General features: G+C 68.5%; 24 protein-coding genes and 1 pseudogene. 12 read left to right on the top strand and 13 right to left on the bottom strand.

The window, feature by feature from the left end; translation table 11 throughout:
* On the top strand, window positions 1-298 hold a 298-nt coding region (locus BLR99_RS01295), incomplete at its 5' end, for an integrase core domain-containing protein (protein WP_139160124.1).
* Here the strand turns inward: BLR99_RS01295 and BLR99_RS01290 are convergent.
* The 4 genes and pseudogenes from BLR99_RS01290 to BLR99_RS22195 all read right to left on the bottom strand — a co-directional run bounded on the left by BLR99_RS01290 (window position 295) and on the right by BLR99_RS22195 (window position 3645).
* Window positions 295-705 (bottom strand): GreA/GreB family elongation factor, encoded by a 411-nt coding sequence (locus BLR99_RS01290; protein ID WP_011797053.1) that lies wholly within the window; start codon window positions 703-705, stop codon window positions 295-297. The genes BLR99_RS01295 and BLR99_RS01290 overlap by 4 nt on opposite strands.
* Window positions 706-1069: 364 nt before the next feature.
* The gene (locus BLR99_RS01285; protein ID WP_116212334.1) at window positions 1070-2257 is read right to left on the bottom strand and encodes an extracellular catalytic domain type 1 short-chain-length polyhydroxyalkanoate depolymerase; all 1188 of its coding nucleotides are present in this window, start codon (window positions 2255-2257) and stop codon (window positions 1070-1072) included.
* A gap of 17 nt (window positions 2258-2274) precedes the next feature.
* Window positions 2275-2697 (bottom strand): CopG family transcriptional regulator, encoded by a 423-nt coding sequence (locus tag BLR99_RS01280; protein ID WP_011797055.1) that lies wholly within the window; start codon window positions 2695-2697, stop codon window positions 2275-2277.
* Window positions 2698-2749: 52 nt separating this feature from the next.
* A pseudogene (locus tag BLR99_RS22195) lies at window positions 2750-3645 on the bottom strand (YihY/virulence factor BrkB family protein).
* Between the two features lie 321 nt (window positions 3646-3966).
* Between BLR99_RS22195 and BLR99_RS01265 the strand changes: the two are divergent.
* From BLR99_RS01265 to BLR99_RS01255, 3 genes are all read left to right on the top strand, one after another.
* Entirely contained in the window at window positions 3967-5523 is a 1557-nt protein-coding gene (locus tag BLR99_RS01265; protein ID WP_011797057.1) for a CYTH and CHAD domain-containing protein, read from the top strand.
* Window positions 5520-6395, top strand: a complete 876-nt coding sequence (locus BLR99_RS01260; RefSeq protein ID WP_046059840.1) for an alpha/beta hydrolase — start codon at window positions 5520-5522, stop codon at window positions 6393-6395. The genes BLR99_RS01265 and BLR99_RS01260 overlap by 4 nt, the downstream gene beginning before the upstream one ends.
* Before the next feature lie 190 nt (window positions 6396-6585).
* Window positions 6586-7773 (top strand): ATP-binding protein, encoded by a 1188-nt coding sequence (locus BLR99_RS01255; RefSeq protein WP_017439319.1) that lies wholly within the window; start codon window positions 6586-6588, stop codon window positions 7771-7773.
* A 33-nt stretch (window positions 7774-7806) separates the two neighbouring features.
* Here the strand turns inward: BLR99_RS01255 and BLR99_RS01250 are convergent, their stop codons facing one another.
* Complete coding sequence (locus BLR99_RS01250; RefSeq protein WP_046059839.1) at window positions 7807-10284, bottom strand: YbcC family protein; 2478 nt, start codon at window positions 10282-10284, stop codon at window positions 7807-7809.
* An 18-nt stretch (window positions 10285-10302) separates the two neighbouring features.
* On the bottom strand, window positions 10303-11805 hold the full coding sequence (locus BLR99_RS01245) for an NADH-quinone oxidoreductase subunit L (protein ID WP_046059838.1): 1503 nt from the start codon (window positions 11803-11805) through the stop codon (window positions 10303-10305).
* Between the two features lie 76 nt (window positions 11806-11881).
* On the opposite strand from BLR99_RS01245, the gene BLR99_RS01240 reads away from it, so the two are divergent.
* The 5 genes from BLR99_RS01240 to tcmP all read left to right on the top strand — a co-directional run bounded on the left by BLR99_RS01240 (window position 11882) and on the right by tcmP (window position 16913).
* On the top strand, window positions 11882-12760 hold the full coding sequence (locus BLR99_RS01240; RefSeq protein WP_046059837.1) for a LysR family transcriptional regulator: 879 nt from the start codon (window positions 11882-11884) through the stop codon (window positions 12758-12760).
* A gap of 264 nt (window positions 12761-13024) precedes the next feature.
* On the top strand, window positions 13025-13618 hold the full coding sequence (locus tag BLR99_RS01235; RefSeq protein WP_074686664.1) for a LexA family protein: 594 nt from the start codon (window positions 13025-13027) through the stop codon (window positions 13616-13618).
* Window positions 13619-13654: 36 nt separating this feature from the next.
* Window positions 13655-14401 carry a DUF5131 family protein gene (locus BLR99_RS01230; protein WP_017438292.1) on the top strand — a complete coding sequence of 249 codons (747 nt, stop codon included), beginning with the start codon at window positions 13655-13657 and terminating at the stop codon, window positions 14399-14401.
* Between the two features lie 8 nt (window positions 14402-14409).
* Window positions 14410-15684 (top strand): three-Cys-motif partner protein TcmP, encoded by a 1275-nt coding sequence (locus BLR99_RS01225; RefSeq protein WP_017438291.1) that lies wholly within the window; start codon window positions 14410-14412, stop codon window positions 15682-15684.
* A 38-nt stretch (window positions 15685-15722) separates the two neighbouring features.
* Window positions 15723-16913: a three-Cys-motif partner protein TcmP gene (tcmP, locus tag BLR99_RS01220; protein WP_017438290.1), complete on the top strand. Its 1191-nt coding sequence runs from the start codon at window positions 15723-15725 to the stop codon at window positions 16911-16913.
* Window positions 16914-16955: 42 nt separating this feature from the next.
* Here the strand turns inward: tcmP and glmS are convergent, their stop codons facing one another.
* Entirely contained in the window at window positions 16956-18845 is a 1890-nt protein-coding gene (gene glmS, locus BLR99_RS01215; RefSeq protein ID WP_048857656.1) for a glutamine--fructose-6-phosphate transaminase (isomerizing), read from the bottom strand.
* A 171-nt stretch (window positions 18846-19016) separates the two neighbouring features.
* Here glmS and BLR99_RS01210 point away from each other — a divergent pair, with 171 nt between their 5' ends.
* Window positions 19017-19508, top strand: coding sequence for an Lrp/AsnC family transcriptional regulator (locus BLR99_RS01210; RefSeq protein WP_011797064.1), 492 nt, complete (start codon window positions 19017-19019; stop codon window positions 19506-19508).
* Window positions 19509-19557: 49 nt separating this feature from the next.
* Here BLR99_RS01210 and BLR99_RS01205 read toward each other — a convergent pair whose 3' ends face one another.
* From BLR99_RS01205 to BLR99_RS01195, 3 genes are all read right to left on the bottom strand, one after another.
* Window positions 19558-20280 (bottom strand): sensor histidine kinase, encoded by a 723-nt coding sequence (locus tag BLR99_RS01205; RefSeq protein WP_082081997.1) that lies wholly within the window; start codon window positions 20278-20280, stop codon window positions 19558-19560.
* Between the two features lie 116 nt (window positions 20281-20396).
* The gene (gene glmU / locus BLR99_RS01200) at window positions 20397-21821 is read right to left on the bottom strand and encodes a bifunctional UDP-N-acetylglucosamine diphosphorylase/glucosamine-1-phosphate N-acetyltransferase GlmU (protein WP_048857657.1); all 1425 of its coding nucleotides are present in this window, start codon (window positions 21819-21821) and stop codon (window positions 20397-20399) included.
* 119 nt (window positions 21822-21940) lie between these two features.
* The gene (locus BLR99_RS01195) at window positions 21941-22711 is read right to left on the bottom strand and encodes a Crp/Fnr family transcriptional regulator (RefSeq protein WP_011797067.1); all 771 of its coding nucleotides are present in this window, start codon (window positions 22709-22711) and stop codon (window positions 21941-21943) included.
* 134 nt (window positions 22712-22845) lie between these two features.
* On the opposite strand from BLR99_RS01195, the gene BLR99_RS01190 reads away from it, so the two are divergent.
* Window positions 22846-23259 carry a BLUF domain-containing protein gene (locus BLR99_RS01190; RefSeq protein WP_011797068.1) on the top strand — a complete coding sequence of 138 codons (414 nt, stop codon included), beginning with the start codon at window positions 22846-22848 and terminating at the stop codon, window positions 23257-23259.
* Between the two features lie 55 nt (window positions 23260-23314).
* Here BLR99_RS01190 and BLR99_RS01185 read toward each other — a convergent pair whose 3' ends face one another.
* Both BLR99_RS01185 and BLR99_RS01180 read right to left on the bottom strand, forming a co-directional pair.
* Entirely contained in the window at window positions 23315-23677 is a 363-nt protein-coding gene (locus tag BLR99_RS01185; protein ID WP_046059831.1) for a DUF2917 domain-containing protein, read from the bottom strand.
* 138 nt (window positions 23678-23815) lie between these two features.
* On the bottom strand, window positions 23816-24295 hold the full coding sequence (locus BLR99_RS01180; protein ID WP_046059830.1) for a DUF2917 domain-containing protein: 480 nt from the start codon (window positions 24293-24295) through the stop codon (window positions 23816-23818).
* Window positions 24296-24434: 139 nt separating this feature from the next.
* Here BLR99_RS01180 and BLR99_RS01175 point away from each other — a divergent pair, with 139 nt between their 5' ends.
* Window positions 24435-25427: a LysR substrate-binding domain-containing protein gene (locus BLR99_RS01175; RefSeq protein ID WP_017438912.1), complete on the top strand. Its 993-nt coding sequence runs from the start codon at window positions 24435-24437 to the stop codon at window positions 25425-25427.
* Window positions 25428-25466: 39 nt separating this feature from the next.
* Here the strand turns inward: BLR99_RS01175 and tyrS are convergent, their stop codons facing one another.
* Entirely contained in the window at window positions 25467-26699 is a 1233-nt protein-coding gene (gene tyrS / locus BLR99_RS01170) for a tyrosine--tRNA ligase (protein ID WP_017438911.1), read from the bottom strand.
* Window positions 26700-26807: the final 108 nt, after the last annotated feature.

Here is a 26807-nt window from a genome sequence, read left to right as displayed (position 1 = left end):
CGACAACGGCTCTGGCTACAAAAACGCCTTCCGCGCGGCCTGCGAGGAATTGGGCATCCGCCACATCCGCACGCGGCCCTATACGCCCAAGACCAACGGCAAGGCCGAGCGATTCGTACAGACCAGCCTGCGGGAGTGGGCCTATGCCAGACCCTACGAAAGCTCAGCCCAACGCACGGCTGCCCTGCAGCCCTTCATTGACGGCTACAACTGGTGCCGGCCACACTCCGCGCTCGGCCATCAGCCTCCCATCACACGCATTCCGGGTGTGAACAACCTCGTGAGACTCAACAGCTAGCGCAGGTAGTCGCCCTCGGCCTCCGGCTGGTGCTGTATGCCCGCCACGGTGGCCTCGCAGGCCTCGCCGCGCGGGGTGCACCACCGCGCGGTCTGCCCGACGCGCAGGCCCAGCAGGCTGCTGCCCACCGGCGACAGCACCGAGACGAAACCCGCCGCCAGATCGGCATCCCGCGGGTAGCAGATCGTCAGCACCTGGCGGGCGCCGGTCGCGGTGTCCACGAGTTCCACGCGCGAATACATCGTGACCACGTCCGCTTCCACGGTCCGGGAACTGGTGACGTCCGCGTTCTCCAGCAGGTCCGCCAGGGACGGGGGGGCGGGCTGCTGGCTCGCGAGGCGCGACAGGCGCGCGAAATCGAGATCGGTGAGCACGCGCTCGCTGTGAACCTGAACCGCTGCATGCATGGGAAGGCACTCCATCGTGGGGTGCGGCGGCCCGCTGCCATCCAGCGCAAAGGGGCAACCGCGTTGGTTCGCGCAAGGCAGGAGCCCGGCGGCGGAGGGTTGCGCAAGAAGAACGGTGAAGAGGGGGGAAGGGAGCGGGCCGCCGGGCTCAGGAATGTGCAGGCAGGAGCGGGCGGCGCATCCGCTTGGCGGCCGCTCGCGCGCCGGCCGCTGCGTGCAGCAGTGCGGCCAGGGTGGCGAAGGCGCAAGCCAGGGAGGTCATGGGTGCCAGTGTAGGCACGATTCGGTCCGCCGGCACCCAAGCCCCCATGCGCCGTGCCAGTATCCGGGGGGTCGCCGGCGCAGCATGCGGCACCGGCCGGGTTCAGCGTGCGGCGCGCGGGTGCGCGAGGAAAAAGCGCAGCATCTCCGCGCTCGCATCCACGCCCGACGGGTCCGTATAGCTGCCGCTGGCGCTGCCGCCCGACCAGGCATGGCCGGCGCCGTGCAGTTGCCAGTACTCGAGCGAATCGCGGCCGGCCGCGTCCGTATAGACGGTGCGCGTGTGCCGCGCGCCGCGGCCGGACTGGCCCCGGGTCACGCGCGGGGCGGCCGCTGCACCGGAAGCCGCGCCCCGCCCCGAACCGCTGCGCAGCGCCGCCACCAGCGACTCCGCGTTGCGGACATGGACGGTGGTGTCCGCATCGCCGTGGAACACGATGGTGGGGAGCGCCGTGCTGCGCGCCCCTGTAGTGGCTCCCGGCGCAGGCCCCGGGCCGCTGCGCATCGCCGACAGCGCCGAGGCGACATCCGCCGCGCAGCCGTATGGCAGGCCGGAATGCACGCCCACGGCAGCGAACACGTCCGGGTAGCAATGCCCGACCACATCCGCCATCGCGCCGCCCGCGGACAGGCCCGCGACATACACCCGCGCCGGATCCACCCGGTGCGCGGTGGCGATCGAACGCGCGAGGGCGGCGATCACCGCCGGCTCACCGCGCCCGCGCTGCTGGTGCTGCGGTTTGAACCAGTTCCAGCATTTCTGGGCATTGGCGCGCTGTGTCTGCTCCGGGTAGAGGACCACCACGCCGAGCTCCCGCGCCAGCGCGTTCATGCGCGTGCCCGCCGCGAAATCCTCCGCATGCTGGGTGCAACCGTGCAGCATGACCACCATGGGCCGCGGTGCACCGTCGCCCGGTACTTCCGGCGGGAGGTAGAGGCGGTAGGCCAGCGCGCGGTTCTGGTGGCTGAAACTGCCGGATTGCCATTGTTCGCCGCAGCCCTGGAGGGGTGCCGTGCTTGCGGGCCGGCGCGCCTCGCGGGCCTCACCCGCCGCGTTCGGATCGTGCACCTCGCGGACCAGTCCATCGAGCACCCTGGGGTCCGCCGCAGGGCCCGGCGCACCGCGGAACACCGGAGGCGGCCCCGCGACTGACGCGCCAGCCGCCTGTGCGTGTGCGTGTGCGGCCGCCCCGCGCAACGCGCGCTGGATGGCCTCGGTGGCTTCGCCGAGCCGGCCCCCGCGCGTGGAACGCGTGGCATCGGCCATCAGTTGCTGGAAGAGTGGGTTCACGGAGTGCTTTCGTGGGGTCAATGGATGCGTCCGGCCAGCGCGGTCTTCACGGCGCTGCTGGCCTGCAGTGCGCCGAGCACGGTGAGGGAATCGATGGTGGCCAGCGCCAGTTCCGGCGTGACGTCCGGGTCGATCGTGGCAAGGCCGAGCACGCGGATCTGCAGCCGCTGGCCCGCGGCGCGCGCAGCTTCCAGATCGGCTGCCGAGAAACGCTGCAGGCCCAGCACCAGCATCTTGCGTGCCACCACCTGCCGCAGCGCGTCGGCGTGCACCGCGAGCTGGTTGCGGATCGCCGTGCGGATGAAGTCCGTGCGGTTGCCGTAGAAGCTCTCGGCAACCAGCAGGTCGATGTGGCCGAGGTCAACGTATCCGAGGTTGATGGTGATCTTTTCGGAATCACTCACCTTGGGCGGGCGCTGAACATTCTGGAGGGAAGTCATGCGCCATCCTATTACCATCCCACTGGATGGTCAACGGATGTTTTCTTGGCACTCATCGTGGCGGGCCGGCACCCGCTCCGGGCAGTTCCGGGTCCACGCCCGCATCGCTCCCGCCGCCGGCAGGCGATACCCGGTCCTCCACGCGCTCCCGCATCGATCCGAAGGTGCGCGCATACACCCATGTGAATTCAGCCCCCATCAGGAAGATCTGCGCCGAGTAGTACACCCACACGAAAATGACCACCAGCGACCCCGCGGCACCGAAGCCGGAAGCCAGCGCGGTCTTGCCGATGTAGAGCCCGATGAGCATCCGGCCCACGGTGAACAGCACCGCGGTGATCGCGGCGCCCAGCCAGACGTCGTGCCAGCGCACGCTCACGCGCGGCATGATCTTGTAGATCGTCGCGAACACCACCGTGGTGAGCGCAAAGCCCACCGCCGCGTTGATCGCCTGCGCCAGCACCTCCCAGCCGCCGAACGCGGGCGCCCACCACTTGCCCAGCGCCGACACCCGAACGACAGGAACCGCGCGCGAAGCAGCCCCCATAGCCCCGTGGCCCCTTCACGCACCGGTGCCCGCCAGATGCGGTCCAGCGCGTCCTGCAATTCCCCGAACACGGTGGTGGCGCCGACCAGCAGCACGCCCAGCCCGATCACGGCAGAAGCGACGCCCGTCGCGGGCCTGGCGGCGGCATTGAGCAATTCCTCCACCGCCGCGGCGGCATCCGTGCCCATCAGGCCGCTGAGCTGCGCGAATACCTCGCCGCGCGCGGCCTCTTCCCCGAACACGAGCCCCGCGATGGAAATGACGATCACCAGCAAGGGCGCGAGCGAGAACACGCTGTAGTAAGACAGCGCTGCGCCCATGCTCGGCGCGTAGTCATCCACCCACGACGAGGCCGCCTGTTTGACAAGGGCCCATGAACTCTTGAGATTTTTTTCCGGCATGGGCCCGAAATTAGCCCCCGCGCGCATGAGCCCCTGTAGGACCAGGGAACGACGCGACATGCCGCCCCTGGCTGGCGGATCCGGCTGGCGCGGCAGGCCCTCCTGCAGGGACGGCAGTTCAAGGCCATCGCGGCGGACATGGATTACCGCCGCGAAGCGGAGCTCTCCAGGGCCTTCGAGGCACACTGCGGGCTGGGACCGCGGGAACGGCGCCCGCCAGGCCGCAGCCCCCCCGCCACACCGCCCCGCACCCGGCGGCCGGCTCCATGAAAATCCCGCGTCCCCCCGCGGCGAACATCCGCACGTTTTCAGAAGGCTCCCATGGAAATCGAATTCAAGTTCCTGATCCCCGCGCACCGCCTGGAAGGCGTGGAAGCCGCGCTGCAGCAAGGCCCCTTCACCGCGTGCCGCATGGAGGCGCATTACTTCGACACGCCCGGGGGCGACCTCGCCCGCCACGGCATCGCATGGCGCGTGCGCAACGAAGGCGGGGCCTGGGTGCAGACCGTGAAGACCCTGGGCGACGGGCCGCTGGCGCGCGGAGAGCACAACGCGCCCGTGCCGCGGCCCGCCGACCCGGCCGGCATTCCCCGCCCCGACCCCACCCTGCATGCCGGCTCCACCGCCGGCCGGCAGCTCGCCAAAGTGCTGGCGGGCACCCGGGCCGCGCCCGTTGCCACCTACGGCACCGAATTCGAGCGCGTGGCGCGCGACATTCCCCTGCCGGGTGGCGGGGCGATGGAAGTGGCGCTGGACGTCGGCCGCGTGGTGGCCCGCCGCGGCGGTGCGGACGAGGTGTCCGAACCCCTCTGCGAGCTGGAACTGGAACTGAAGCAGGGCTCCGTGCCCGCCCTCGTGGCGGCAGCCACCCAGTGGGCCCGGACGCACGGGCTGGTGCTCAGCACCCTCTCCAAGGCCGAGCGGGGCGAGCGCCTGCGGGCCGGGCAGGCCGCCGGCCCGGCGGCCAAGGCCGGCCCGGTGCGCGTGCCGAAGGGCCGCCTCCCGGCAGGGCAGGACCTGCAGCGGACCGTGGTCGCCCACTGCCTGGAGCAGATCCTGGCCAACGCGAGCGAGATCGCGCACGGCCACGTCGGCGAGAAGCACATCCACCAGCTGCGCGTGGGCCTGCGGCGCCTGCGCACCGCCCTGCGCGAACTCGACCGCGTGGCGCCCGGCCGCTTCGATCCCGCGTGGCAGACGCCCCTGCGCTCCGCCTTCCGCCGCCTGGGCTCCCTGCGGGACGGCGGGCACGTGATGGAGCAGATCGGCGAGGCCCTCCGCCAGGCGGGAGCGCCCGCCGTGGACACCGGCAGCGCACCGTCCGAATCCGCGCAACACATCGTGGCCGATGCAGCGTTCCAGTCCACCCTGATCGCACTGATGGGGTTTGCCGCCACGCCGGGCCGGCCGCCGCAGGCACGCGTCGGCGAGGAATGCGGGCTGGACGCGGACGCCACCCGGCGCGTGCTGCGCAAGGCCTTGCGCAAGCTGCACCGGGGCCTGGCCGAAGATGCGACCTCGTTCGCCAGCCTGCCGGCCGAACGTCGCCACGGCGTGCGCAAGCGCATCAAGCGCCTGCGCTACCTGGCCGAATTCCTCGCGCCGGCGCTCAGGGGCGGCGGCAGGGATTTCCTGCGCCACCTGGAGCCTGCGCAGGAGGCCCTGGGCCGGCTCAACGACGAGCAGGTGGCACAAGCGCAATACCGCCAGCTCGCGGCGAAACACCCGAAGGCCTGGTTCGCCGTCGGCTGGCTGGCGGCGCGGCGCGAGTCCCTGCTGGCGGAGTGCGAGCGCGCGCTGCGGCGGCTGAAGGAGGGGCCGGAGGTGCGCAAGGGCGGGTTCCGCCAGGCCGGAGACGGTGTGAGAATCGAACGATGAGCACTTCGACCTCCTCCTTCCGTTCCGATGCGGACGGTACTTCCGTCGCGACGTATTCCTGGACCGACGTGTCCGGCGAACCCGCGGGCGTGGTGCAGATCGCCCACGGGCTCGCCGAGCACGGCGAGCGCTACGACCGCTTCGCCAGGGCGCTGAACGCCGCCGGGTTCCTGGTTCACGCGGTGGACCACCGCGGCCATGGGCGCACCGCGGGCGGACGCATGGGAGACTTCGGCGCGGCCGGCTTCGACGGCCTGATCGCCGACGTGGCCCAGTTCGGCGCCCTGCTGCGGGCCCGGCACGGGAATCTTCCACTCTTCCTCTTCGCGCACTCGATGGGCTCCTTCGCCGCGCAGGCCGCCCTCCTCGACCACTCGGCGACGTGGTCGGGCGTAGTCCTGTCCGGTTCGACCGCGCTGGACCTGTTCGCCGCCGACCTGGCGAATCCGCCGCCAGGCGCTCCTGCCGGCCTGGCGGCACTCAACGCCGGCTTCGTGCACCGCACGGGCTACGAATGGCTGTCGCGCGACGCTGCCGAGGTGGATGCCTACGTTGCCGACCCGTGGTGCGGATGGGACGTTCCCCCCGACGTGTTCCCGGCCTTGATGGCGCCCGCCGCCCGCCTCGCCGATCCGGCCCGGCTGGCGGGCATCCGCAGCGACCTGCCCATCCTCATCGCTTCAGGCGACGCGGATCCGCTCGCTGCCGGCGGCGAGCGGCTGCGGATCCTGGGCCAGCGCTACCACGACGCGGGCATCGCCGACGTGACCGTCAGGCTTTACCCAGCCGGCCGCCATGAAATCCTCAACGAGACCAACCTTGGCGAAGTGACTGCCGACATCGTGGCCTGGCTGCGCGCGCACGCGGCATGACGCGGCCGCCTGCCGGTCAGAAAACGCCGTACCGGTAGGCGAAGTACAGCGCGGCCAGCACGCCGATCACGGAGAGCGCGGTCATCAGTCTGGACATCGAAACTCCTTGGGAAATAGCTACCCGGGCAATTTACCCTTTTTATCCAGGAAAAGATAAAATATCTTCCCACGGATAAAACAAGGTAATCGCATGATCGCCTACCACCGCACGGCACTGGCGCAGCAGCTGGTGCAGGCCCTGCAGGGGCGCCTGCTGCTCGGCGATGCACACAACGGCCTGTTCCTGGCCGCGCCCCGCCGCACCGGCAAGAGCACGTTCCTGCAGGGCGACCTTGCCCCCGCCCTGCGACAGGCAGGTGTCGTAGTGGTGTACGTGGACCTGTGGGCCGACATCCGCCGCGACCCCGGCCCCCTGATCGCCGAGGCCATCGCCCAGTCCCTGCAGGCGCACCTGGGACTGGTGGCCCGCACCGCGAAGAAGGCGGGCGTCAAGGGCGTGAAGGTGGCGGGCGCTCTGGACATCGACCCCAGCCGGATCGGCCAGGTCGATGGCCTGACGCTGGTGGACGCGCTGCGCAACCTGCAGCAGGCGGCGGGCCGGCCCGTGGCGCTGATCATCGACGAAGCCCAGCATGCCCTCACCAGCGAGGCGGGCGAAGCAGCGATGACGGCCCTGAAATCCGCGCGGGACCAGATGAACGGGCCCGGCCAGGTGAGCCTGATGCTGGTGATGTCGGGCTCCGACCGCGACAAGCTGCTGCGCCTGGTGGTCAGCGCGGGCGCGCCCTTCTACGGATCGCAGATCCAGGCACTGCCGCCGCTGGACACCGATTTCATCGCCCACGTGGCCGGGCTGGTGGAAGCCCAGCGGCCGGACCTCGTACCGGTGGATCGGGCCGCGCTGCAGGCGGCGTTCGCCGCCTTCGGCCACCGGCCCCAGTTCTTCATGGCGGCGATGGGAGCCGTGCTCAGCCCCCTGTCGGGCCACAGCGGCCGCTTCGAGCCCGCGCTGCAGCAGGCCGCACACGACCAGCAGGCGCGGGACGAAGCGCAGATGGAATCCGACTACCTGGGCCTCAAGCCGACCGAGCAGGTGGTGCTGTGGCGCATGCTGGCCCAGGGCCCGCGCTTTCGCCCCTACGACGCCGAAGCCCTGCGCTTCTACCGAGACAAGCTGGACCGGCCGGTGAGCGTGCAGCAGGCGCAGAAGGCGCTGGAATCGCTGCGGCAACGCACACCGGCCCTGGTGTGGAAATCGGCACGCGGCGAGTACGCGGTCGAGGATGCGGCCATGCACCGGTGGTTCGAAGCGCGCCTCGCCGCAGGCATGTGGCCGCCCGGCCAGCGGCAGGGCAGCACGCCGCTGGCGAGCGGCTGAAAATCCAGCCGCCGCACGGGAGCACAGCCCCGCTCACGCCCCGGATGCGCCCGCGTCCTGGGCGAACCACCGCCCTCCCTCGCGCCGCTCCAGCCCCGCATCCCCGAACCGCCACAGATGCAGCCACCCGTGGCCCAGCAGCTGCTGCAGCACGGAATGTTTGCCGATGACCGCCTCGATCGCAGCCGCGGGCGCGTCGATGACCACCGTCAGCCGCAGCGGCTCGTGCACCCAGCGCTGGCCATCGTGCAGCGACTGGCGCGACAGGCCGATGCGCAGGTCGCCGCCGTTGCCCTCGAACACGCCGATGTGCCCGCCCACCACGTTGTGCAGCAGCTTGTTGCCGCTGCCCAGGCGCTCGGGGTCGCACGTGGAGGCGTGGTATTGCCAGTTGATCCAGTGCGTGACGAGCATGGGCGCCGTCATCAGCAGTTCCAGCAGGCTGCCGTCGGTATCCTGGGCGGGGTCGTAGTCGTGCAGGAAGGCGCGGCCGCCCAGTTCCGCGTCCCGGGTGCGCGAGCGCGGCGCGATGACGAAGGCGGCATTGCCGGCCAGGCCCCATTCGGGACGCGTCTGGGCGCCGTCGTTGGCGCGGCGGCGCAGCGCGGACAGCAGATCGCCGGCGGCGGCCCGCGCGTCCAGGCCCAGCGAGGGGGCGCGTTCGCGGCGCACGCGATCGCCTGCGGCGGAGAACACCGGCTGCCAGCGCTCCCAGCGCGCACGCGCCTCGGGCGGCAGCAGGTCGAGGTCGAAGCCCTCGATCTCGTCGGTCGTCGTGTTGTGCAGCGCGGCGACGAAACACGTGGCCTCGGGCAGCGCGATGCCCAGGGCGGGCAGCGCGGTGCGCACCTCGGCATCGTTGAGCAGCAGCGCCAGGGCACGCGCGTTGACCTCGCCGGTCTGGCCGCAGCAGGCGCCGCAGTCCAGCGCGGCGGCCTGGGCGTTGTTGGCCGACTGGCTGCCATGGCCCACCAGCATCACCAGCGGCGCGGCGCCGCGGGCCAGGCCCAGGGCCTTGAGCACGCGGGCGGCAAGCGCAGCGCGCTCCTCCAGCGACAGACCGCTCAGCATGGGCCGGCAGACGGGGCGGTAGCGCGCCGGCAGGCCCGCATGGTCGCCGCTGTCGCGGGCCTGTTCGCGCGGCCACAGCCAGCCGCCCAGCTTGCCGAGGTAGCCGGCCCCCAGCGCCTCGACGAAGGAGAAGGCCGCGCCGGGCCAGCGCGTGGTGGACTCCCACTGCGCAGCCCAGGCCAGGCGGCGGTGGCGGGCGGTGACGGCGGCCCCGGGATCGGGCAGCTGGTCGGTCACCTCCATCGCGGGCGGCAGCAGGCCTGGCAACTGCGGCCGGCGCGCCGCAGTGCCCAGCGGCGTGTACGCCGCCGGCACCCCGAAAAAGCCGGCGAAACCCAGCGTCTGCAGCGTCGGCGCAGTGGCTTCCAGCGCGCGGCGCAGCGGCTCGCTGCGCACATCGATGCAGAACACGGCCTGCGCCTCGGGCACGGCGGACGGCAAGCCGGGCGCCCGGGCCAGCCGCCCGGCCAGTTCGCGCTGGTAGCCCAGCTCCAGCGCGAGCTGCCACACCTCATCGACGACCAGCGCCTGCTCGGCCTGCTGCAGCCGCTCCGGAGCGCGGCGCCACTCGGCCTGCAGCGCGGCGAAGGCCTGGCGCGCGGCGGCGTCGTCCTTGCACTCCAGCAGCACGGCTCCCCATGCCAGGCGGATGGCCAGCAGGTCGCGCAGGTGCTCGCGCTCCGGCGCGCCCTCGGGTGCCTGCCAGGCGAGGTACGCGCACCACGAGGCCCAGCCGTTGACCGTGAGCAGCACCGCCTCCAGGTAGTCGGCCCAGGCGCCGCCCTGCAACTGCAGGTGGTGCATCGCCCAGGCCTCGGCGTCCTCGCGCGTCGCCGGCAGGGCCTGCACGCCGCGGTGCAGGCCGGGCAGCCCCATCAGCGTGCCGATGCCGTGGTCATGCGTCAGCGTGTCGCGCCAGAAGGCGTAGAGGCCCGGCCCGCGCTCGGGCTGCCAGTCGGCCTGGGCCCGGTCGAAAAACGCGGCGCAGGTCTGGCTGACCTGGTGGGTGATGGCCTGGCGCCAGGTCAGGCGCGTATCGCGGGCAGGGTCGTTGTCCAGCACGTCGATCAGCAGCGGCAGCGGCTGCAGCCCGCCGGGGCGGTCCAGCGCGGCGACGCAGTCGGCCTCGGCCAGGCCGGCCGCATCCGGCAGGCGCTGCAGTGCCAGGGCCAGGTCCTGCGGGGTGATGCGCCCGCCCTGCCAGGCCTCGCGCTGGCGCTCGCGCGGCGGAAACACCTGGATGCCGCCCAGCAGCGCCATGCGCGCGGCGACGCGGCGCAGCGGCTGGCCCGTGCGCTGCCAGTGCGGGTTGACGGCGATGGCGCGATCCAGCGGCCAGGCGGGGGCGATCGCGCTGCAGGCCTGGGCGCAGGCAGCCTGGATGCGGTCGTGCGCCCCGGCCCGGGCCAGGGCGTCGTGTTCGAGGGTGTCGGTGTGCATGGTTTTCTTCTTTCTCTGTCAGATCGTGGCGGGGCGCGGTGGGGGCGGCGTGGGCGTCCAGCGGCGCGGCCACAGGCGCAGGCTCCAGCGGGTATAGAACTCGTCGAGGTAGAAGCCGGCGTAGCTCCAGCGGCGCGCGGTGAGCAGTGCCTGCGGGCGCATCTGCAGCGCGACGAGCACGGCGTAGAGCGCGGCCATGCCGGCCAGGGCCAGGAAGCCCAGCGCGTCATGCGGCGCGTCATGCAGGCCCAGCGGCAGCGCGTGGGCGGCGCGGGCCACGGCCGTCAGCAGCGCCGTGGCGGCCAGCCCGGCGACCAGTTGCCGCAGCGTCGATGCCCACAGCAGCGGTGCCCAGGCCAGCGCCATCACACCCGTCCACCACAGCGGCCAGCCGCCGCCCACAGCCGCCACGACCGCCCCGGCCAGCAGCGGCGCGGCGAGCAGGCTGGCGCGGGCCGGCAACTGCGGCGGCCGCAGCGCACGCGCCCGGGTCTGCCGCACCACGTCGGACGCGGCCAGGAAGGCATGCGCCTTGTAAATGGAATGGCCCAGCAGGTGCAGCGCCGCGAGGGTGTAGAGACCCAGGCCGCATTCCACCAGCATGAAGCCCATCTGCGCCACGGTGCTCCAGGCCAGCCGCACCTTGATGCTGATGCGGGTCAGCATCACCAGGCCGGCGCCCAGCGCCGTCGCCAGGCCCAGCGCGACGAGGATGGCGCGCGCCGGCATGGCGTGTTCCAGCAGCGGCGCGCAGCGGATCAGCACCACGCCCCCCAGGTTCACGACACCGGCATGCAGCAGCGCCGACACCGGCGTGGGCGCCTCCATCACCTGGATCAGCCAGCCGTGCACCGGCATCAGCGCGGTGCGCAACACGACGGCGGCCACCAGCAGCACGGCAGCCACCTGCAGCGGCGCCGACAGGCCCGTGGCCTGCACATGGGCCGCCAGGTCGCTCAGCGAGCCGCTGCCCACCGCATGCCAGCTCAGCGCCGCGGCAGCGACCAGCAGCCCATCGGCCGCGCGGTCGGCCACGCGCTTCTTGTGCGCGGCCAGCAGCGCGAACGGGCGGTCGGCATAGAAGCACAACAGCCGCTCCAGCGCCAGGCCGATGCCGGCCCAGGCGGCGATCAGCACGGCCCAGTGGTCGGCCAGCAGCAGCACCTGCACGCCGCCCAATACCGCGGCCAGCGCGGCGGCGTAGCGGGCCTGGCGCGGCTCGCCGTCCAGGTAGCGGGTCGAGAACACGCCCACCACCCCGCCCAGCGCCTGCACGAGCACCGCCACGGCGGTGCCCGGCAGCGTCGGGCGCAGCCAGGGGGCGAGCGGTGCGGACGCTCCGGTGGCCACGGCGACCAGCGCGGCCAGCGCGGCCATCAGGCCGAGCGCAGATGCCGCGTGCAGCGCCCGCCAGGCAGGGCGCACCGCACCCCGGTGAAGCGACAGCCCGGCCGCGGCGCCCAGCATCAGCGCCGCGGGCAACAGGGCAGCAATGGAGAGAAGAAAGTCGAGGTCTTGCATGGGTCGCCATGGTGGCGAGCCGCACATGTTCTGTAAAATTCATTAAAGGAAACAGATTGATCTTTTAAACAGAACAATGCGCCTCGAGCAGCTCAACTTTCATCACCTCTTCTACTTCTGGCGGGTGGCCAAGCTGGGCCACCTGACGCGGGCGGCCGAGGAGGTGCATGCCTCGCAGTCGGCGCTCTCTGCGCAGATCCGCCAGCTGGAGGAGCGGCTCGGCGAGCCGCTGTTCACGCGCGAAAACCGGCGGATGGTGCTGACCGAGGCGGGACAGGTGGTGCTGTCGTATGCCGAAGACATCTTCGGCCTGGGCCAGGAGCTGCTGGGGCGGCTGCAGGGCCGCAGCCAGGGGATGACACGGCTGCGCGTGGGCGCGGTCGCCACCATGTCGCGCAACTACCAGGAGAACCTGCTGCGCCCGCTGCTGGCCGACCCCGACGTGGTGCTCACTCTCGAATCGGGCCTGCTGGACGACCTGCTGCAGCGGCTGCTCGAGCACCAGCTGGACGTGGTGCTGGCCAACCAGAGCGTGCCCGCCGACCCGGGCCGGCCGCTGCACTGCCGCTTCCTGGCCAGCCAGGCCATCTCCATCGTGGGCCCGGCCCACCGCTGGCCGGCCGGCGGCCTGCGCGTGCCGCAGGACCTGCACGGCATGGACATCGCCCTGCCCGGCCCCCGCCATGCCGTGCGCGGGCCCTTCGATGCACTGTGCGCTTCGGCCGGCGTGGCACCGCGCCTGCGCGCCGAAGTGGACGACATGGCCCTGCTGCGCCTCATCGCCCGCGACAGCGGCTGGCTGTCGCTGCTGTCCGAGGTGGTGGTGCAGGACGAGCTGAAAAGCGGGCTGCTGGTGATCGCGGGCCAGTCGAGCGAACTGACCGAGAGCTTCTACGCCATCACGGTGCCGCGGCGGCACCGGGTGGAGGCGCTGGAGAAGTTGCTGGGGGCGTGACCTTTCAGGGTGTCATCGCCAATGAATTTGGTAGATCAAAAATGGAAACGCCACGGGTATTGCCGAGTCCCGTTGGGTCAATCGTGGTGATCTCAACTCTGTTAGGAGGTTCACCGTTCAACAAGCTGTAGACCGGTGGAAAGATTAAATATTGATCTTGGCGGCTTGACGGACCTTCACCTCTATAAGCGCGTGCCTAAAAAGACGATCGGGCGGCTACTTACAACGAAAATCGCGTGCTAAACTTGATTTCGTCACAAAATCATGAAAACGCAGTCAACAAAGCCAAGCCACGGCGGCACCCGACAGGGCGCCGGGCGCAAGGCCGCCTATGGAGAACCCACCAAAACGGTTCGTGTGCCGCAGAGCCTCGTCCCAGTGGTAGTAGGCTATCTGAATGGCCTGAAGCGCGCGCCTCAACCGGCAGGCGTTGATACGCGGGCCCTGAGGCCGATCGCCGGACCCCGCTCCGCCACTATGGTGCCCTCCCTTGGGCGTCGTGTTCGCGCTGGTATGCCCACCTCAGGTGATGACTATCAGGCAGACGCCGTCGATCTTGGCAAGCACTTGGTGCGAGACCCGAGCAGCACCTTTGTCATGAAGGTCCACGGCTGGTCAATGCGAGATGCAGGCATCGCCGACGGCGACGAATTGGTCGTCGATCGTGACGTAGCCGCTGAAGACGGTCGCATCGTCATCGCGGATATCGCTGGTGAATTGACTGTGAAGCGCTTGAAGCGCACGGACTCAGGCTGGCTGCTTCAGGCAAGCAATCCAGATTTCGCCGACATCCCGATCAGCGACAAGAGCGAACTGAACATCTGGGGCGTCGTCACGCGCGTTCTGCGCGTTGTGTAGTCGCATGCACCCAATTTCAAGAAATAGGAGAACCTCATGTCTCAAGCAAGCAGGATCGAATGGACCGAGGCGACATGGAACCCTACGGTAGGTTGCACCAAGATTTCGCCGGGCTGCAAGAACTGCTACGCCGAGGCAATGGCCAAGCGACTGCAGGCCATGGGAACGCCAGGCTACGAAAACGGGTTCAAGCTCACCATACTCCCTGAGCGCCTAGCAGAACCGCTGGCACGCAAGAAGCCTACCGTGTACTTCGTCAACTCGATGTCCGACCTCTTTCACAAAGGTGTAGATGACAGCTACATTGCCCAAGTTTTTGATGTAATCCGTCGTTGTCCGCAGCACACCTTCCAAGTGCTGACGAAACGAGCCGATCGCATGGCCAGCTTCTTCCGGACGCACGATGTGCCAACGAACGCCTGGATAGGCGTATCCGTCGAGGATCGCAAATATGGCGTGCCTCGAATCGAAGGCCTGCGCAAGGTCGACGCTCGTATTCGCTTTCTTTCTGTCGAACCGCTGCTCGAAAATGTCGGTGAGCTCAACCTAAGCGGCATCCATTGGGTGATCGTCGGAGGGGAATCCGGGCCCAAGGCACGGCCGATGAAACTTGAATGGGTCGAGAATATCCGTCAACAATGCGAAGATCAGGGTGTGCAGTTCTTCTTCAAGCAATGGGGCGGCTGGGGAGCGGACGGGAAACGTCGCTCCAAGAAGGCCAACGGCCGCTTGCTTGGGGGTAGGACCTGGGATGACATGCCAGCACTTTCCGCCCATATTTAAAGGAACACATGACGCTGAAGCAATACAACTGGAAGAACGGCCCAGACCTCATCCAGCAGCACAGCGTCGCCAAACACCGCATTCTTCAGGCGTATCTCGCTGCCTATTTTCGAACGCTCGTCAGTTCACCGAACCAGGATGTCCTAAAGCTGACCCTAGTCGACGGCTTTGCCGGCGGTGGTTTGTACATCCACAATGACACGCGCGAACCGGTCAAGGGCTCTCCCTTCATCTTCCTCGAAGCCACCCGCGAAGCAGACTTCATGATCAATAAGGACCGGCGCAAACCAGTCCAATTGCAGGTCGACTACTTTTTCACCGAGGCCGATCGCCATGCATACATGCACCTCGACAAGGTGCTGCGCGAAGAAGGCTATGGTGAAAGGATCGGCAGAAGCATCTTTCTTGAGCACGCGCGCTTCCAGGACCGGGCAGACGCGATCATTGCCTTCATCAAGAAGAAGAGCCCGAAGAATGGCCGCTCGATCTTCGCCCTGGATCAGTACGGCTACAAGGACGTGCCCACGCAGCTGATGCGCCAGATTTTTGACGCGTTACCGAGAGCAGAGATCATCCTCACGTTCAACGTCGACTCGCTCATGAACTTCGCCAACGACGGTGACCAGATGAAGGGTCTTTTAGGAAATCTTGGTATCCCTGACATCTTCGGTGGCCGACCGGTAGATGAGATCAAGAATTCCGACCGCGACTGGCGCCTGCTATTGCAAAGCACCGTGTATCGCCGCCTCGTCGAGAACTGCGGCGCACGCCACTTCACTCCGTTCTTCATCCGCAATCGCGGTGGTCATGGTGACTACTGGTTAATTCACATGTCACAGCACCATCGGGCTCGCGACGTCATGACCGAGGTGCACTGGGAAAATAACAACTATTTCATCCACTACGGCGGAGCCGGCCTCGACATGTTCCAGATGGTCGGTTACGACCCCGCACATGATTCGACCTACCTCAGGCAGTCACCCTTAGGCTTTGAGTTCGACGATGTGGCACGCCGCGCGAGCATAGCGGCGCTTAACGAGCACATCCCGCGCCGCGTGTACGCTGATGACGCCGGTATTAGCTTCGGTGAGTTGTTCGCCACCACCTGCAACAGCTCGCCGGCTTCGGCGCAAATCTACCGGGAGTCGATCGGCAAGCTGCTCGATGAACGGATAGTCGAGATCGTTGGCGCCGACGGTACTAAACGCAGATCGTCGGCCCAGATGAAGGACACGGACCAGATCATGTCTCCCCCGCAGAAAACGCTATTCCTGATCGGGTGAGGCTCGCTTCGAACCACAACATCGGGAGGTAGCAGAACTTGATTTCTTCGATCATTCCGGAAGCCTACGAGGGGCGCGAGCAAGCCCTGGTGAAGCATGCGCTCCTCAGGAGCTACCTCGAAAAACTGGTGCTGATCATCGGCATGGGCGCGAAGAAGGTCAGACGCGCAGAGATCTGTTTCGTGGATTGCTTTGCGGGACCATGGGGCGCGCTGGACGACGACCTCGAAGGCACGTCGATTTCGCTTTCACTCAAAACGCTTGCTGCCTGTAAAGAAACGCTTGCGAGGCTTGGCGTCGACGTCACGATGCGGGCTCTATACATTGAGAAGGACAAGAGTGCGTTCGAGCGACTCTCGACATTTCTCGGTTCAAAGGCCCCTCCAACAGTTGCCCAGGCCTGTCTGCACGGCGACTTCGTTGACTTGCGAGAGGACATCCTAAAGTGGTGCGGAACCGACGCCTTCACGTTCTTCTTCGTGGATCCAAAGGGGTGGAAAGACATCGGGATCGAGATCATGAGACCGCTACTTCAGCGGCCTCGGTCGGAGTTTCTGATCAATTTTGCCTACAACTTCATCAATCGCACGGCATCCATGGCTGCCTGGCAGGACGCGATGGTGAAGCTGCTTGGTTCATCGGTGAATCTCGACGGACTCCAGTCCACCGTGCGCGAAGAGGCCTTGGTCAATGCCTACCGATCAAGCCTCAAGGCGTGTGTTCCAAGCAGCAGTTCGGGGAACCGGCCGCGATCTGCCTACGTCACGGTACTCGACCCACTGCATCAGCGTACGAAGTATCACCTCGTCTATCTGACGTGCCATCCGATGGGAATCGTCGAGTTCATGGACATGTCTGAGAAAGCAGACTTGGTTCAAAGACGGGTTCGTGCCGCCAAGCAAATCGATGTCCGCGAGCGGAAGACCGGCGTCATGGACATGTTTGGTATCGAGCCACAAGCCGACCCGATGGATGGCCGCTGCAGTCCGGATGCTGTCGATGCCTTCTGGCAAAGACACCTTGCAGCCGGCGAGCGCCGCATTGGCACCGCCGAATTCGCCGACATCCTTGAAGCCACAAACTGGCTTCCGGGAGATTTGCAAAGCTCACTGGTACGGCTTGTGAAGGCTGGCACGGTTCGAAATCTCGATGCGGATGTCTCCAAGAGACGGACGAAACCCTTGCATTTTGATAAGGCAGAGCGCCTTCGACTTGCTCATGCGCTCTAATTTTCGCTTGCGATTCAAATCGCTTTATCGTGTGGCCCTGCCTCACTCCACCGTCACGCTCTTCGCCAGATTCCGCGGCTTGTCCACGTCCGTCCCGCGCGCGCACGCCGTGTGGTACGCCAGCAGCTGCAGCGGCACCACGTGCAGGATCGGGCTGAGCGCGCCGTAGTTCTCCGGCATGCGGATCACGTGCATGCCATCGGACGTGTCGATGTTGGTCTTGGCGTCGGCCAGCACGTAGAGCACGCCGCCGCGGGCGCGCACTTCCTGCAGGTTGCTCTTGAGCTTCTCCAGCAGTTCGTCGTTGGGCGCCACGGTGACCACGGGCATGCTGCTGGTCACCAGGGCCAGGGGGCCGTGCTTGAGCTCGCCGGCCGGGTAGGCCTCGGCGTGGATGTAGCTGATCTCCTTGAGCTTGAGCGCGCCTTCCAGGGCGATGGGGTAGTGCACGCCGCGGCCCAGGAACAGGGCGTTCTCCATCTTCGCGAAGTCCTCGGCCCAGCTGATGATCTGCGGCTCGAGCGCGAGCACGCCCTGCAGGGCCACGGGCAGGTGGCGCATGGCCTGCAGGTGGCGCGCCTCCTGCTCTTCGCTCAGGCGGCCGCGCGCCTGCGCCAGCGCCAGCGTGAGCAGGAACAGGCCCGCGAGCTGGGTGGTGAAGGCCTTGGTGGAAGCCACGCCGATCTCCACGCCCGCGCGGGTGATGTAGGCCAGCTTGCATTCGCGCACCATGGCGCTGGTGGAGACGTTGCAGATGGTCAGCGTGTGCTGCATGCCCAGGCCCTGTGCATGGCGCAGCGCGGCCAGGGTGTCGGCGGTCTCGCCGGACTGGCTGATGGTCACCACCAGCGCGCGCGGATTGGGCACGCTGGTGCGGTAGCGGTACTCGCTCGCCACCTCCACCTGCGTGGGAATGCCGGCGATGGACTCGAGCCAGTACTTGGCCGTGCAGCCGCTGTAGTAGCTGGTGCCGCAGGCCAGGATCAGGACGGAATCCACTTCCTTGAACACGCGCCATGCGGCGGTGCCGTCGGCGCCGTCGAACAGCTCGGGCGCCACGCCGCGCACGCCTTCCAGCGTGTCGCCGATGGCGCGCGGCTGCTCGAAGATCTCCTTCTGCATGTAGTGGCGGTACGGGCCCAGTTCGGCCGCGCCGCTGTGGGCCAGCACGGTGCGCACGGGGCGGCTCGCGGCATCCAGGGGCTGGCCGTCCTTGCCGGCGATCCAGTAGCGGCCCAGCTGCAGATCGACGAGGTCGCCCTCTTCCAGATAGACGATCTGGTCGGTGACGCCGGCCAGGGCCATGGCGTCGCTCGCCAGGAAGTGCTCGCCTTCGCCCACGCCGAGGATCAGCGGGGAGCCGGCGCGGGCGCCCACGACGCGGTGGGGCTCGTCCTTGTGGATCACGGCGATGGCATAGGCGCCATGCAGTTCGGCCACGGCGGCGCGCACGGCCTGGAACAGGTCGCCGCTGTAGTGGCTGTCCACGAGGTGGGCGACGACCTCGGTGTCCGTCTGGCTGGTGAACACGTAGCCGCGGGCCTGCAGCGATGCGCGCAGCGCCTCGTGGTTCTCGATGATGCCGTTGTGCACCAGCGCGACGCGGCCCAGGCGCAGCGGCTCGTCCGGGCCGGAGCCGTGGCTGAAGTGCGGATGCGCGTTGTGCACGGCCGGTGCGCCGTGCGTGGCCCAGCGCGTGTGGGCGATGCCGGTGGCGCCTTCGACATGCTCGGTGCGCACCTGCTCCAGCAGTTCCGCCACGCGCGCCGTGCTGCGGGCGCGGCGCAGGCCGCCGGTGGGCGTGGCGCCCAGGCTGGCGTCATGGATCGCCACGCCGCAGGAGTCGTAGCCCCGGTATTCCAGCCGCTGCAGGCCTTGCACGAGGATGGGAACGATGTTGCGCGTGGAGACTGCGCCGACGATGCCGCACATGGAGGGGGTCCTTCAGGGAAGAGTTCAGGAACGATGGAAAGGGGGACTGGGCGTGAGCGGCTGCCATCGTAGGCACGACCGCATAAAATTTCAGCTCGATTTGCGGCGTTGATTGGACTTTTATTTCATGTATCTTTTATGGAGAAATAAAATTTCATCTATAAACGATTCATGGAATCCCTTGCACTCGACGCCACCGATACGCGTCTGCTCGACCTGCTGCAGACCGACGCGAGCCTGAGCAACCAGGCCCTGGCAGAACTGGCGCACGTCTCTCCGCCGACATGCCTGCGCCGCATCAAGCGGCTGCATGACCTCGGGCTGGTGGAACGGCAGGTAGCCATCCTGCGGCCCGACCGGCTGGCGCAGCTGCAGGGCCACGGGCTGACGGCCTTCGTCGAGGTGACGCTGGACCGCCAGGGGGCGGAAATGCTGGATGCCTTCGAGGCGCGGGCCGTGGCCGACGGGGCGGTGCAGCAATGCTGGCGCGTGGCGCCGGGCCCGGATTTCATGCTGGTGGTCCACACCCCGGACATGCCCGGCTACCTGGCGCTCACCCAGCGGCTCTTCACGGGCGATGCGAACGTGCGCAACGTGAAGGCGTTCTTCGGCGTCAAGCGCGCCAAGTTCGACACGCGCATTCCGCTCTTGCGGGGCGAATGACCGAGGACGCCACGCCCCCTGGGCCGCAGGAACTTCCGGATCGAACGCTTTACGGCGTGGGTGCGCCTGCAGCGCCGGGAGGCCATGCCAGCACGACGGTGCAGCCTTCGCCCGGCACCGCGTCGATGCCGATGCGCCCGCGGTGGCGCTGCATGATCGCGCGCGCCTTGGCGAGGCCCACTCCCATGCCGTCGAAATCCGCATCGCGGTGCAGGCGCTGGAACACGCCGAACAGCATGCCGGCACGCGCCGGATCGAAACCCGTGCCGTTGTCGCGCACCGCCAGCCGGGCCGATCCGTCCCCGGCGACGTCCCCTTCGATCTCGACGATGGCCGGCGTGCGGTCGCGCGTGAACTTGAGCGCATTGCCGAGCAGCTCGGTGAACAGCTGGCGGAGCAGCGCGGCATCGCCCGCCACTGTCGGCAGGCCGGGGGCGATGCGCCACTCCACGCGGCGGCCGGGCGCCTCGCCGGCCAGCGCGGACGGCATGCCGGCCAGCAGTTCGTTCAGATCCACCGGTGCCCGGTGCAGCGGCGCGCGGGCGATGCGCGAGAGCGCGAGCAGGCCGTCGAGCATGCGGCCCATGCGGCGGGAAGCCTGGTCCATGGTGCCCAGGAAACTGCAGGCCTCCGCGCGCGCCCCGGCGGGCAGGCCCTGTGCCTCGTCCTCGACCAGTTCCCGCACCAGCGGGCCGAAGGACACGATATGCCGCAGCGGTGCGCGCAGATCGTGGGACACCGCGTGCAGAAACTCGTCGTGCGCGGCCGCCATGTCGGCCAGCGCGCGGTCGCGCTCGGCCAGCAAAGCACGCAGCGCGGGCGCATCCAGGCCCTCGTACGGGGATGGCCCCGGCCCGGACGGACAGGCGGCGCCGGCACGTTCTTCCGTCATGCCTTGGGCAGCTTGGCCGGCCGCTGCCAGTTTTCTTTGGTGACCTGCTTGCCGCGGGCCACGCTCAGAGCGCCCGCGGGCGTGCTCTTGGTGATGGTGGAGCCACCGCCCACCGTGCCGCCCGCACCGATGGTCACGGGCGCCACCAGCACGCAGTTGCTGCCGACGTGCACGTCGGCCTCGATCACCGTGCGGTGCTTGTTCGCGCCGTCGTAGTTGGCGGTGATGCTGCCGGCGCCATAGTTCACGCGCTCGCCCACCGTGGCGTCGCCCAGGTAGGCGAGGTGGTTGGCCTTGGCGCCGTCGGCCAGGCTCGAGTTCTTCACTTCCACGAAGTTGCCGATGTGCACCTCGCGCCCCAGCTGCGCGCCGGGCCGCAGCCGCGCGAACGGTCCGACCAGCGCCCCCTCGCCCACCTGCACGCCCGCCGGCTGCTCGCCGTCGATGTGGGTGTAGGGGTGGACCACCGCGCCCGCGGCGATGCGGGCGTTGGCGATGCAGCAGTGCGCGCCGATGCGCACACCCTCGCCCAGCTCCACACGGCCGGAGAAGATGCAGTTCACGTCGATTTCCACATCCTGCCCGCAGGCCAGTTCGCCGCGCGCGCCGGTGCGCGCATCGTCGCGCAGGTCGAAGCGCGCGGGATCCGCCAGGCGCACGCCCTGCTCCATCAGCGCGCGCGCCTGTGCGAGCTGGTGGGCGCGCTCCAGCTCGGCCAGTTGCAGCGGACTGTTCACGCCGGCCACCTGCAGCGCGTCGGCGATGCGGTGCGCCACCACGGGCACGCCGTCGGCCACGGCCATGGCCACGATGTCGGTCAGGTAGTACTCGCCCTGGGCGTTGTCGTTGGTCAGCCGCGCCAGCCAGCCGGCCAGCAGCCCCGCGGGCACGGCCATGATCCCGCTGTACACCTCGTCGATGGCGCGCTGCGCCTCGGTGGCGTCCTTGTGCTCGACGATGCCGCGCACCGCGCCGTCGCTGCCGCGCACGATGCGCCCGTAGCCCGCCGGGTCCGGCAGGGTCACGGTGAGCAGGGCCAGTTGCCCGCCCCCGCCCGCCGCCACCAGCGCGCGGAGGGTGTCCGTGCGCGTGAGCGGCACGTCGCCGGACAGCACGATCACCGTCCCGTCGCCCTGCAGCGCCGGCACCGCCTGCTGCACGGCATGGCCGGTGCCCAGCTGCGGCTCCTGCCGCACGCAGCGCACGTCCAGCCCGTCCGCCGCGCGGGCGATGAAAGGCTCCACCTCGGCCGCGCCATGGCCCGTCACGACCACGGCACGCCGGGCCTGCAGGCCGCGCGCCTGATCGAGCACATGGCCCAGCAGCGGGCGCCCCGCCAGGCGCTGCAGGACCTTGGGAATGCGGCTTTTCATGCGCGTGCCTTTGCCCGCGGCCATGATGATGACGTCCAGTGCACTCATGGGAATAGGAAGGGAAATGGGGGAGGAAAGATCGGAACGGCGCGCCACCGGCCATCGGGCCGGAATGGCCGATTATCCGCCGCCGCTGCTGGCAGGGCCGCCAGCCCGCCCCCCGGCGGTCACAGCAGGGGCACGGGCCGGGGAATGACGTCGTAGTATTCCCCGATGCGCGCCAGCGCCCGTGGATTGAGCAGCCGCAGGCGCCCCCCCGAGATTTCATGCATCCCCATCTCGGACAGGCGCCGCAGCGTCTTGTTGGTGTGCACCAGCGACAACCCCAGCGCATCAGCGATGTGCTGCTGGTTGATCGGGAAATCCACCGATCCACCCTCCGCCAGCCCCAGCCGGTCCAGGCGGCGATACAGGTGCACCAGCAGCACGGCCACCCGCTCGATCGCGGAGCGCCGGCCGGCCGTGAGCAGGTTGTCGTCCACCATGCCTTCGCCCCGGGCCGCCAGCCACGTGACCCCGTAGGCCAGCCGCGCATGTTCGCGGAACATCGACCACAGGCCATCGGCATCGAACGCGCAGAAGGCGCAGTCCGTCACGGCTTCCACGCCGTGCAGGGCGGCGTCGGAAAACTCCTGCTGCAATCCCACCAGGTCGCCCGGAAGCAGGAAATTCAGGATCTGCCGACGCCCGTCCGACAGCGTCTTGTAGCGGAAGGCCCAGCCGCTGTAGAGCGTATAGAGCCGGCCGCCGGACTGGCGCTCGCGGATCAGGGTGCCGCCCGCCCTCACCATTTCCACGCCGCAGCGGTAGGACTCGATGAAGGACAATTCTTCGCCCGTCGCCGGAGTGAAGGCCTGGGTGCGCTGGCGGAGCCGGCAGGCACCGCAATGGCGCGGGACCTCCAGGAGGGGCCCAGCGGAAACGACATCGGTACTCATACGGCCAGCGCTTGCGGAGGAAATGGAAGGGAGCGCAACAATAGCGCGGCGGCGATTCTAGGCAATCGGTGTTCCCGCAGGCTATGTCTTTTGACATTGCGGCCTGCCGAGGTGTTCTCTAGAGTGGAAAGTCCATGACGCTTTTCCCTCCTCCGCTGACGGCGCCTCTCCATGAAGTGCTCTATGTCAGCACGCTGGCGCCCGGGCAGCCCGTGGGCATCGTGGCCACCATCGCCGCCCACGCCCGCCTCTCCAACGTCCGGGACGGCATCACCGGCCTGCTGGTGTTCGACGGGCAACGTTTCTGCCAGCAGCTGGAAGGCTCCCCGGACCGCCTGGTTCCCCTGCTGGAGCGCATCCGCAACGACGGGCGCCACACCGCGATGGAAGTGCTGCATCAGGGTCCGCTCATGCAGCGCCGCTTCCAGCGGTTCAGCCTCGCCTTCAGCACGCTGGAAGACGAAGATGCGCTGCCCCGCATGGAGTCGCTGGCGGGCAGCGAGGCCATGGCCGCCTTCGAGGCGCTCGCCATCGACCTGGAAATTTGAAAACCGGCCGCGAGCCCGGCCGGCACGAGCGCCGGATAACCGGCGCGACCCGCGCTCAGGCGCAGCAGGCGGACACCACGCCCTGGCCAGCCGATTCGCCCTTCACCACGCGCGAGATGTCGAAGCGGTAGTACTGCACCGCATCCTTGCCCAGCGGCTCGATGACGGCATGCTGGCCGGCGGCGATCCAGAGCGTCTGGCCGGCATGCAGGACGATGTCGCCCGCGGCGGGATCGGACCCGCCCGGCAGGCCGTCGTCGATGGTCACCCATGCCCGGCCCGAAGCGATGCGCAGGGCCATCGGCACGCGCGGACGCAGGCTGTGGGCCTTGCCGGAGTCCAGCCGATAGACATCCATCCCGGTAGCACGGTCACGGGCGGCGGATTGTTGAAAATTCAGAACATGTGAAGCAGACATTGCTCTCTCCTGGTAAACCCTGGTCTTTTCAGGATTTTTCCTCTGGCACCGCAGAGCCGTCCAATGAAAAGCAGCCGGGAAAACCATGCGGTTTCCGCATCAATTCCCAAACGCGGCCCTATCGATGACCTGGACGCATCAATGGCGCCACTTCGCCAACCGCAGCGCAGACAGCGGAACGCCGTGACCGCCACGTGGCCCGGCGGCCGCGCTCCAGAGGGCCCGTCCCAGTGCCGCCACCGCGCCACCCAAGGCCGCATGGGAGCGGGCCATGTCGCCCAGGGCCCGCGCCACGGACCTGCAGGCCACAGCCACCGGCACGCTCTGCGTGCACTCCTGCGTCCACAGGAACGACACGCCGTCCGTCCGGCCCGAAGCCATCCAGGGCTCCAGCACGGCGTGCTGCCCCGCTGCGATACGGAACGTGTCGCCCCTGCGCAGGAGCAGATCCCCGCCCTGGGCCGCGGGGCCCGTCACCGTCAGCCAGACCGCCCCGTGGACGACCTCCAGGATCCCGGCGCGCCGCGGCCGCAGTCCGAGGGCGTGGCCGCAAGCCAGCCGCCGACCACCCGCCGGCATGCCCCATTGTTGCGAATCCGGAAATTGCAATGCATCCATGGCCTGCTCTCCAATGTCTTCAAGTGGTTGCCGTGCAATGAGTTTCTTTTCCAAAACAGATGCGGTCCAATGAAAACACGGCCATAATTTCATGCAATCGACTCATTAATCCAGCCGACGCAACCGGCATGCGAGCACCATGACAATTCCCGCCCCTGTTGCTCACCTGCGCACGCGGCCCGTGGCGGTCGGCCACTGGCGCGCCTTCCTGGCCGTGGCCCGGCACCTGAACTTCCGCGCCGCCGCCGAGGAACTGTCCCTCACGCAATCGGCGGTAAGCCGCCAGATCCAGGCACTAGAAGACGAGGTGGGCGTGCCGCTCTTCCTGCGGCACACGCGCGCGGTGGAGCTCACGAGCGCGGGGGCGCAACTGCAGCGCGCCGTGGCACCGGCCCTGGAAAGGCTCGATGCCAGCGTGCGGCTCGTGCGGCAGACCGCCGGGCGCAAGAGCGTGGCGATCACGACCTGGGCCAGCTTCGCCTCCATGTGGCTGATTCCGCGCATGGAGGAATTCCAGCGCGACAACCCCGACATCGACATCCGCATCGATGCGAGCGACGTGTCCGTGGACCTGGAAACCGCGGACGTCGATCTGGCATTGCGCTATGCCGTGCCGGGCTCGCAGCCGCATGGCGCGCAGCGGCTGTTCGGCGAGCAGCTCGCCGTGGTGGCCAGCCCGTGGCTGCTCAAGAGCGGCCCGCCCATCCGCAGGCCCGCGGACGTCGCCCAGTTCACGCTGATCGAGGCCGGCGACGCCCACCGCATGGCCTACCTGGAATGGCTGACGTGGCGGCGGTGGTTCGAGCAGAACGGCCAATCCAAGCTGCAGCCCAAGCGCTGGCTCTACTTCAACTACGCCCACCAGATCGTGCAGGCCGCGCTCACCGGCCAGGGCCTCGCGCTCGCACGGATGCCGCTCATCGCGGACAGCCTCGCATCCGGCGACCTCGTGGAGGTCCTGCCCGGCTACCGGCTCGACTCGCCGCTGGTGTACTGGCTGCTGGTGGGGCCGCGCAGCGGGCAGCGCCCCGAGATCAAGGCGTTCTGCGCCTGGCTGCTGCGCGAGGCGCAACTCACCCGTGAAGCCGTGGGCGAAGTCCCCGATCCGGACCTGAACGACGACCTGGGCTGACCAGCGGCGGCACCCGGGCCCAGGCCCCGGGTTCTGGTGTCAGCCCAGCGTCACGCGGGCGAACTTGCGCTTGCCCACCTGCACCACATAGGTACCCGCCTCCAGTTTCAGGCCGCGGTCGCTCACCACGCTGCCTTCCACGCGCACGCCGCCGCCGTCGATCAGGCGGTTGGCTTCGCTCGTGGACGGAGCCAGGTTCGCCTGCTTGAGCAGGGCGCCGATGCCCAGCGGCGCGCCCTCCAGCGACACCTCGGGGATCTCGTCCGGCACGCCGCCCTTGCTGCGGTTGGCGAAATCCGCTTCGGCCGCATCGGCCGCGGCGGCGCTGTGGAAGCGCGTGGTGATTTCCCGGGCCAGCGTCACCTTGGCGTCCTTGGGGTTGCGCCCACCCTCCACTTCCTGGCGCAGCGCGGCGATCTCCGCCAGCGACTTGAACGACAGCAGCGTGTACCAGTCCCACATCAGGTCGTCCGAGATGGACAGCACCTTGGCGAACATGGTGTTGGCGTCTTCGGTGATGCCGATGTAATTGCCCTTGGACTTGGACATCTTGTCCACGCCGTCCAACCCCACCAGCAGCGGCATCGTCAGGATGCACTGCGGCTCCTGGCCGTACTCCTGCTGCAGGTGGCGCCCCATCAGCAGGTTGAACTTCTGGTCCGTGCCACCCAGCTCCAGGTCGCTCCTGAGCGCCACGGAGTCGTAGCCCTGCAGCAGCGGGTAGAGGAACTCGTGCAGGCTGATGGAGCTGCCGTCCGTGAACCGCTGGTGGAAATCGTTGCGCTCCATCATGCGGGCCACGGTGTACTTGGCCGCCAGCTGGATCATGCCGGCCGCGCCCAGCGGCTCGCACCATTCGCTGTTGTAGCGGATCTCGGTCTTCGCGGGGTCCAGCACCATGCTCGCCTGGCGGTAGTAGGTTTCCGCATTCACCTTGATCTGTTCCGGCGTGAGCGGCGGACGCGTGGAATTGCGGCCGGACGGGTCGCCGATCAGCGTGGTGAAATCACCGATGAGGAAGATCACCTGGTGCCCCAGGTCCTGCAGCTGGCGCATCTTGTTGAGCACCACCGTGTGGCCGATGTGGATGTCCGGCGCCGTGGGGTCGAGGCCCAGCTTGATGCGCAGCGGAATCCCCGTCGCCTCGGAGCGCGCGAGCTTGCGCGTCCACTCGTCCCGGGGCAGCAATTCCTCGACTCCGCGCAATGACACCTCCAGCGCCCGTCCTACACCATCGGTGACCGGGAATGTTGTAACAGCGGATTGATTCATAAGGGTTTTACGGGGTTCGCCAAGTAGGTCGGTGGCTATACTTCCTGCCACCTTTGCAGCGGCGGATTCTAGTGCGCCCGCCGGCTCCGCCTTCCGGCCCGGTGCCAG

Source organism: Paracidovorax citrulli (genome assembly GCF_900100305.1).
In the GTDB taxonomy this organism is placed as follows: Bacteria; Pseudomonadota; Gammaproteobacteria; order Burkholderiales; family Burkholderiaceae_C; genus Paracidovorax; species Paracidovorax citrulli.
The sequence above is the reverse complement of the archived record's forward strand: the minus strand, read 5'-3'. Positions and strand labels throughout refer to the sequence as shown.

What these genes read in the sequence shown, in the direction of transcription:
- BLR99_RS01185 (WP_046059831.1), bottom strand. Translation starts at nt 23,677, where the DNA reads ATGTCTGCTTCACATGTTCTGAATTTTCAACAATCCGCCGCCCGTGAC.
- BLR99_RS01265 (WP_011797057.1), top strand. Translation starts at nt 3,967, where the DNA reads ATGGAAATCGAATTCAAGTTCCTGATCCCCGCGCACCGCCTGGAAGGC.
- BLR99_RS01240 (WP_046059837.1), top strand. Translation starts at nt 11,882, where the DNA reads ATGCGCCTCGAGCAGCTCAACTTTCATCACCTCTTCTACTTCTGGCGG.
- glmU (WP_048857657.1), bottom strand. Translation starts at nt 21,821, where the DNA reads ATGAGTGCACTGGACGTCATCATCATGGCCGCGGGCAAAGGCACGCGC.
- BLR99_RS01180 (WP_046059830.1), bottom strand. Translation starts at nt 24,295, where the DNA reads ATGGATGCATTGCAATTTCCGGATTCGCAACAATGGGGCATGCCGGCG.
- BLR99_RS01280 (WP_011797055.1), bottom strand. Translation starts at nt 2,697, where the DNA reads ATGACTTCCCTCCAGAATGTTCAGCGCCCGCCCAAGGTGAGTGATTCC.
- BLR99_RS01260 (WP_046059840.1), top strand. Translation starts at nt 5,520, where the DNA reads ATGAGCACTTCGACCTCCTCCTTCCGTTCCGATGCGGACGGTACTTCC.
- BLR99_RS01255 (WP_017439319.1), top strand. Translation starts at nt 6,586, where the DNA reads ATGATCGCCTACCACCGCACGGCACTGGCGCAGCAGCTGGTGCAGGCC.
- tyrS (WP_017438911.1), bottom strand. Translation starts at nt 26,699, where the DNA reads ATGAATCAATCCGCTGTTACAACATTCCCGGTCACCGATGGTGTAGGA.
- BLR99_RS01245 (WP_046059838.1), bottom strand. Translation starts at nt 11,805, where the DNA reads ATGCAAGACCTCGACTTTCTTCTCTCCATTGCTGCCCTGTTGCCCGCG.
- glmS (WP_048857656.1), bottom strand. Translation starts at nt 18,845, where the DNA reads ATGTGCGGCATCGTCGGCGCAGTCTCCACGCGCAACATCGTTCCCATC.
- BLR99_RS01190 (WP_011797068.1), top strand. Translation starts at nt 22,846, where the DNA reads ATGACGCTTTTCCCTCCTCCGCTGACGGCGCCTCTCCATGAAGTGCTC.
- BLR99_RS01195 (WP_011797067.1), bottom strand. Translation starts at nt 22,711, where the DNA reads ATGAGTACCGATGTCGTTTCCGCTGGGCCCCTCCTGGAGGTCCCGCGC.
- BLR99_RS01250 (WP_046059839.1), bottom strand. Translation starts at nt 10,284, where the DNA reads ATGCACACCGACACCCTCGAACACGACGCCCTGGCCCGGGCCGGGGCG.
- BLR99_RS01175 (WP_017438912.1), top strand. Translation starts at nt 24,435, where the DNA reads ATGACAATTCCCGCCCCTGTTGCTCACCTGCGCACGCGGCCCGTGGCG.
- BLR99_RS01235 (WP_074686664.1), top strand. Translation starts at nt 13,025, where the DNA reads ATGAAAACGCAGTCAACAAAGCCAAGCCACGGCGGCACCCGACAGGGC.
- BLR99_RS01210 (WP_011797064.1), top strand. Translation starts at nt 19,017, where the DNA reads ATGGAATCCCTTGCACTCGACGCCACCGATACGCGTCTGCTCGACCTG.
- BLR99_RS01290 (WP_011797053.1), bottom strand. Translation starts at nt 705, where the DNA reads ATGCATGCAGCGGTTCAGGTTCACAGCGAGCGCGTGCTCACCGATCTC.
- BLR99_RS01205 (WP_082081997.1), bottom strand. Translation starts at nt 20,280, where the DNA reads ATGGCGGCCGCGCACGACGAGTTTCTGCACGCGGTGTCCCACGATCTG.
- BLR99_RS01230 (WP_017438292.1), top strand. Translation starts at nt 13,655, where the DNA reads ATGTCTCAAGCAAGCAGGATCGAATGGACCGAGGCGACATGGAACCCT.
- BLR99_RS01225 (WP_017438291.1), top strand. Translation starts at nt 14,410, where the DNA reads ATGACGCTGAAGCAATACAACTGGAAGAACGGCCCAGACCTCATCCAG.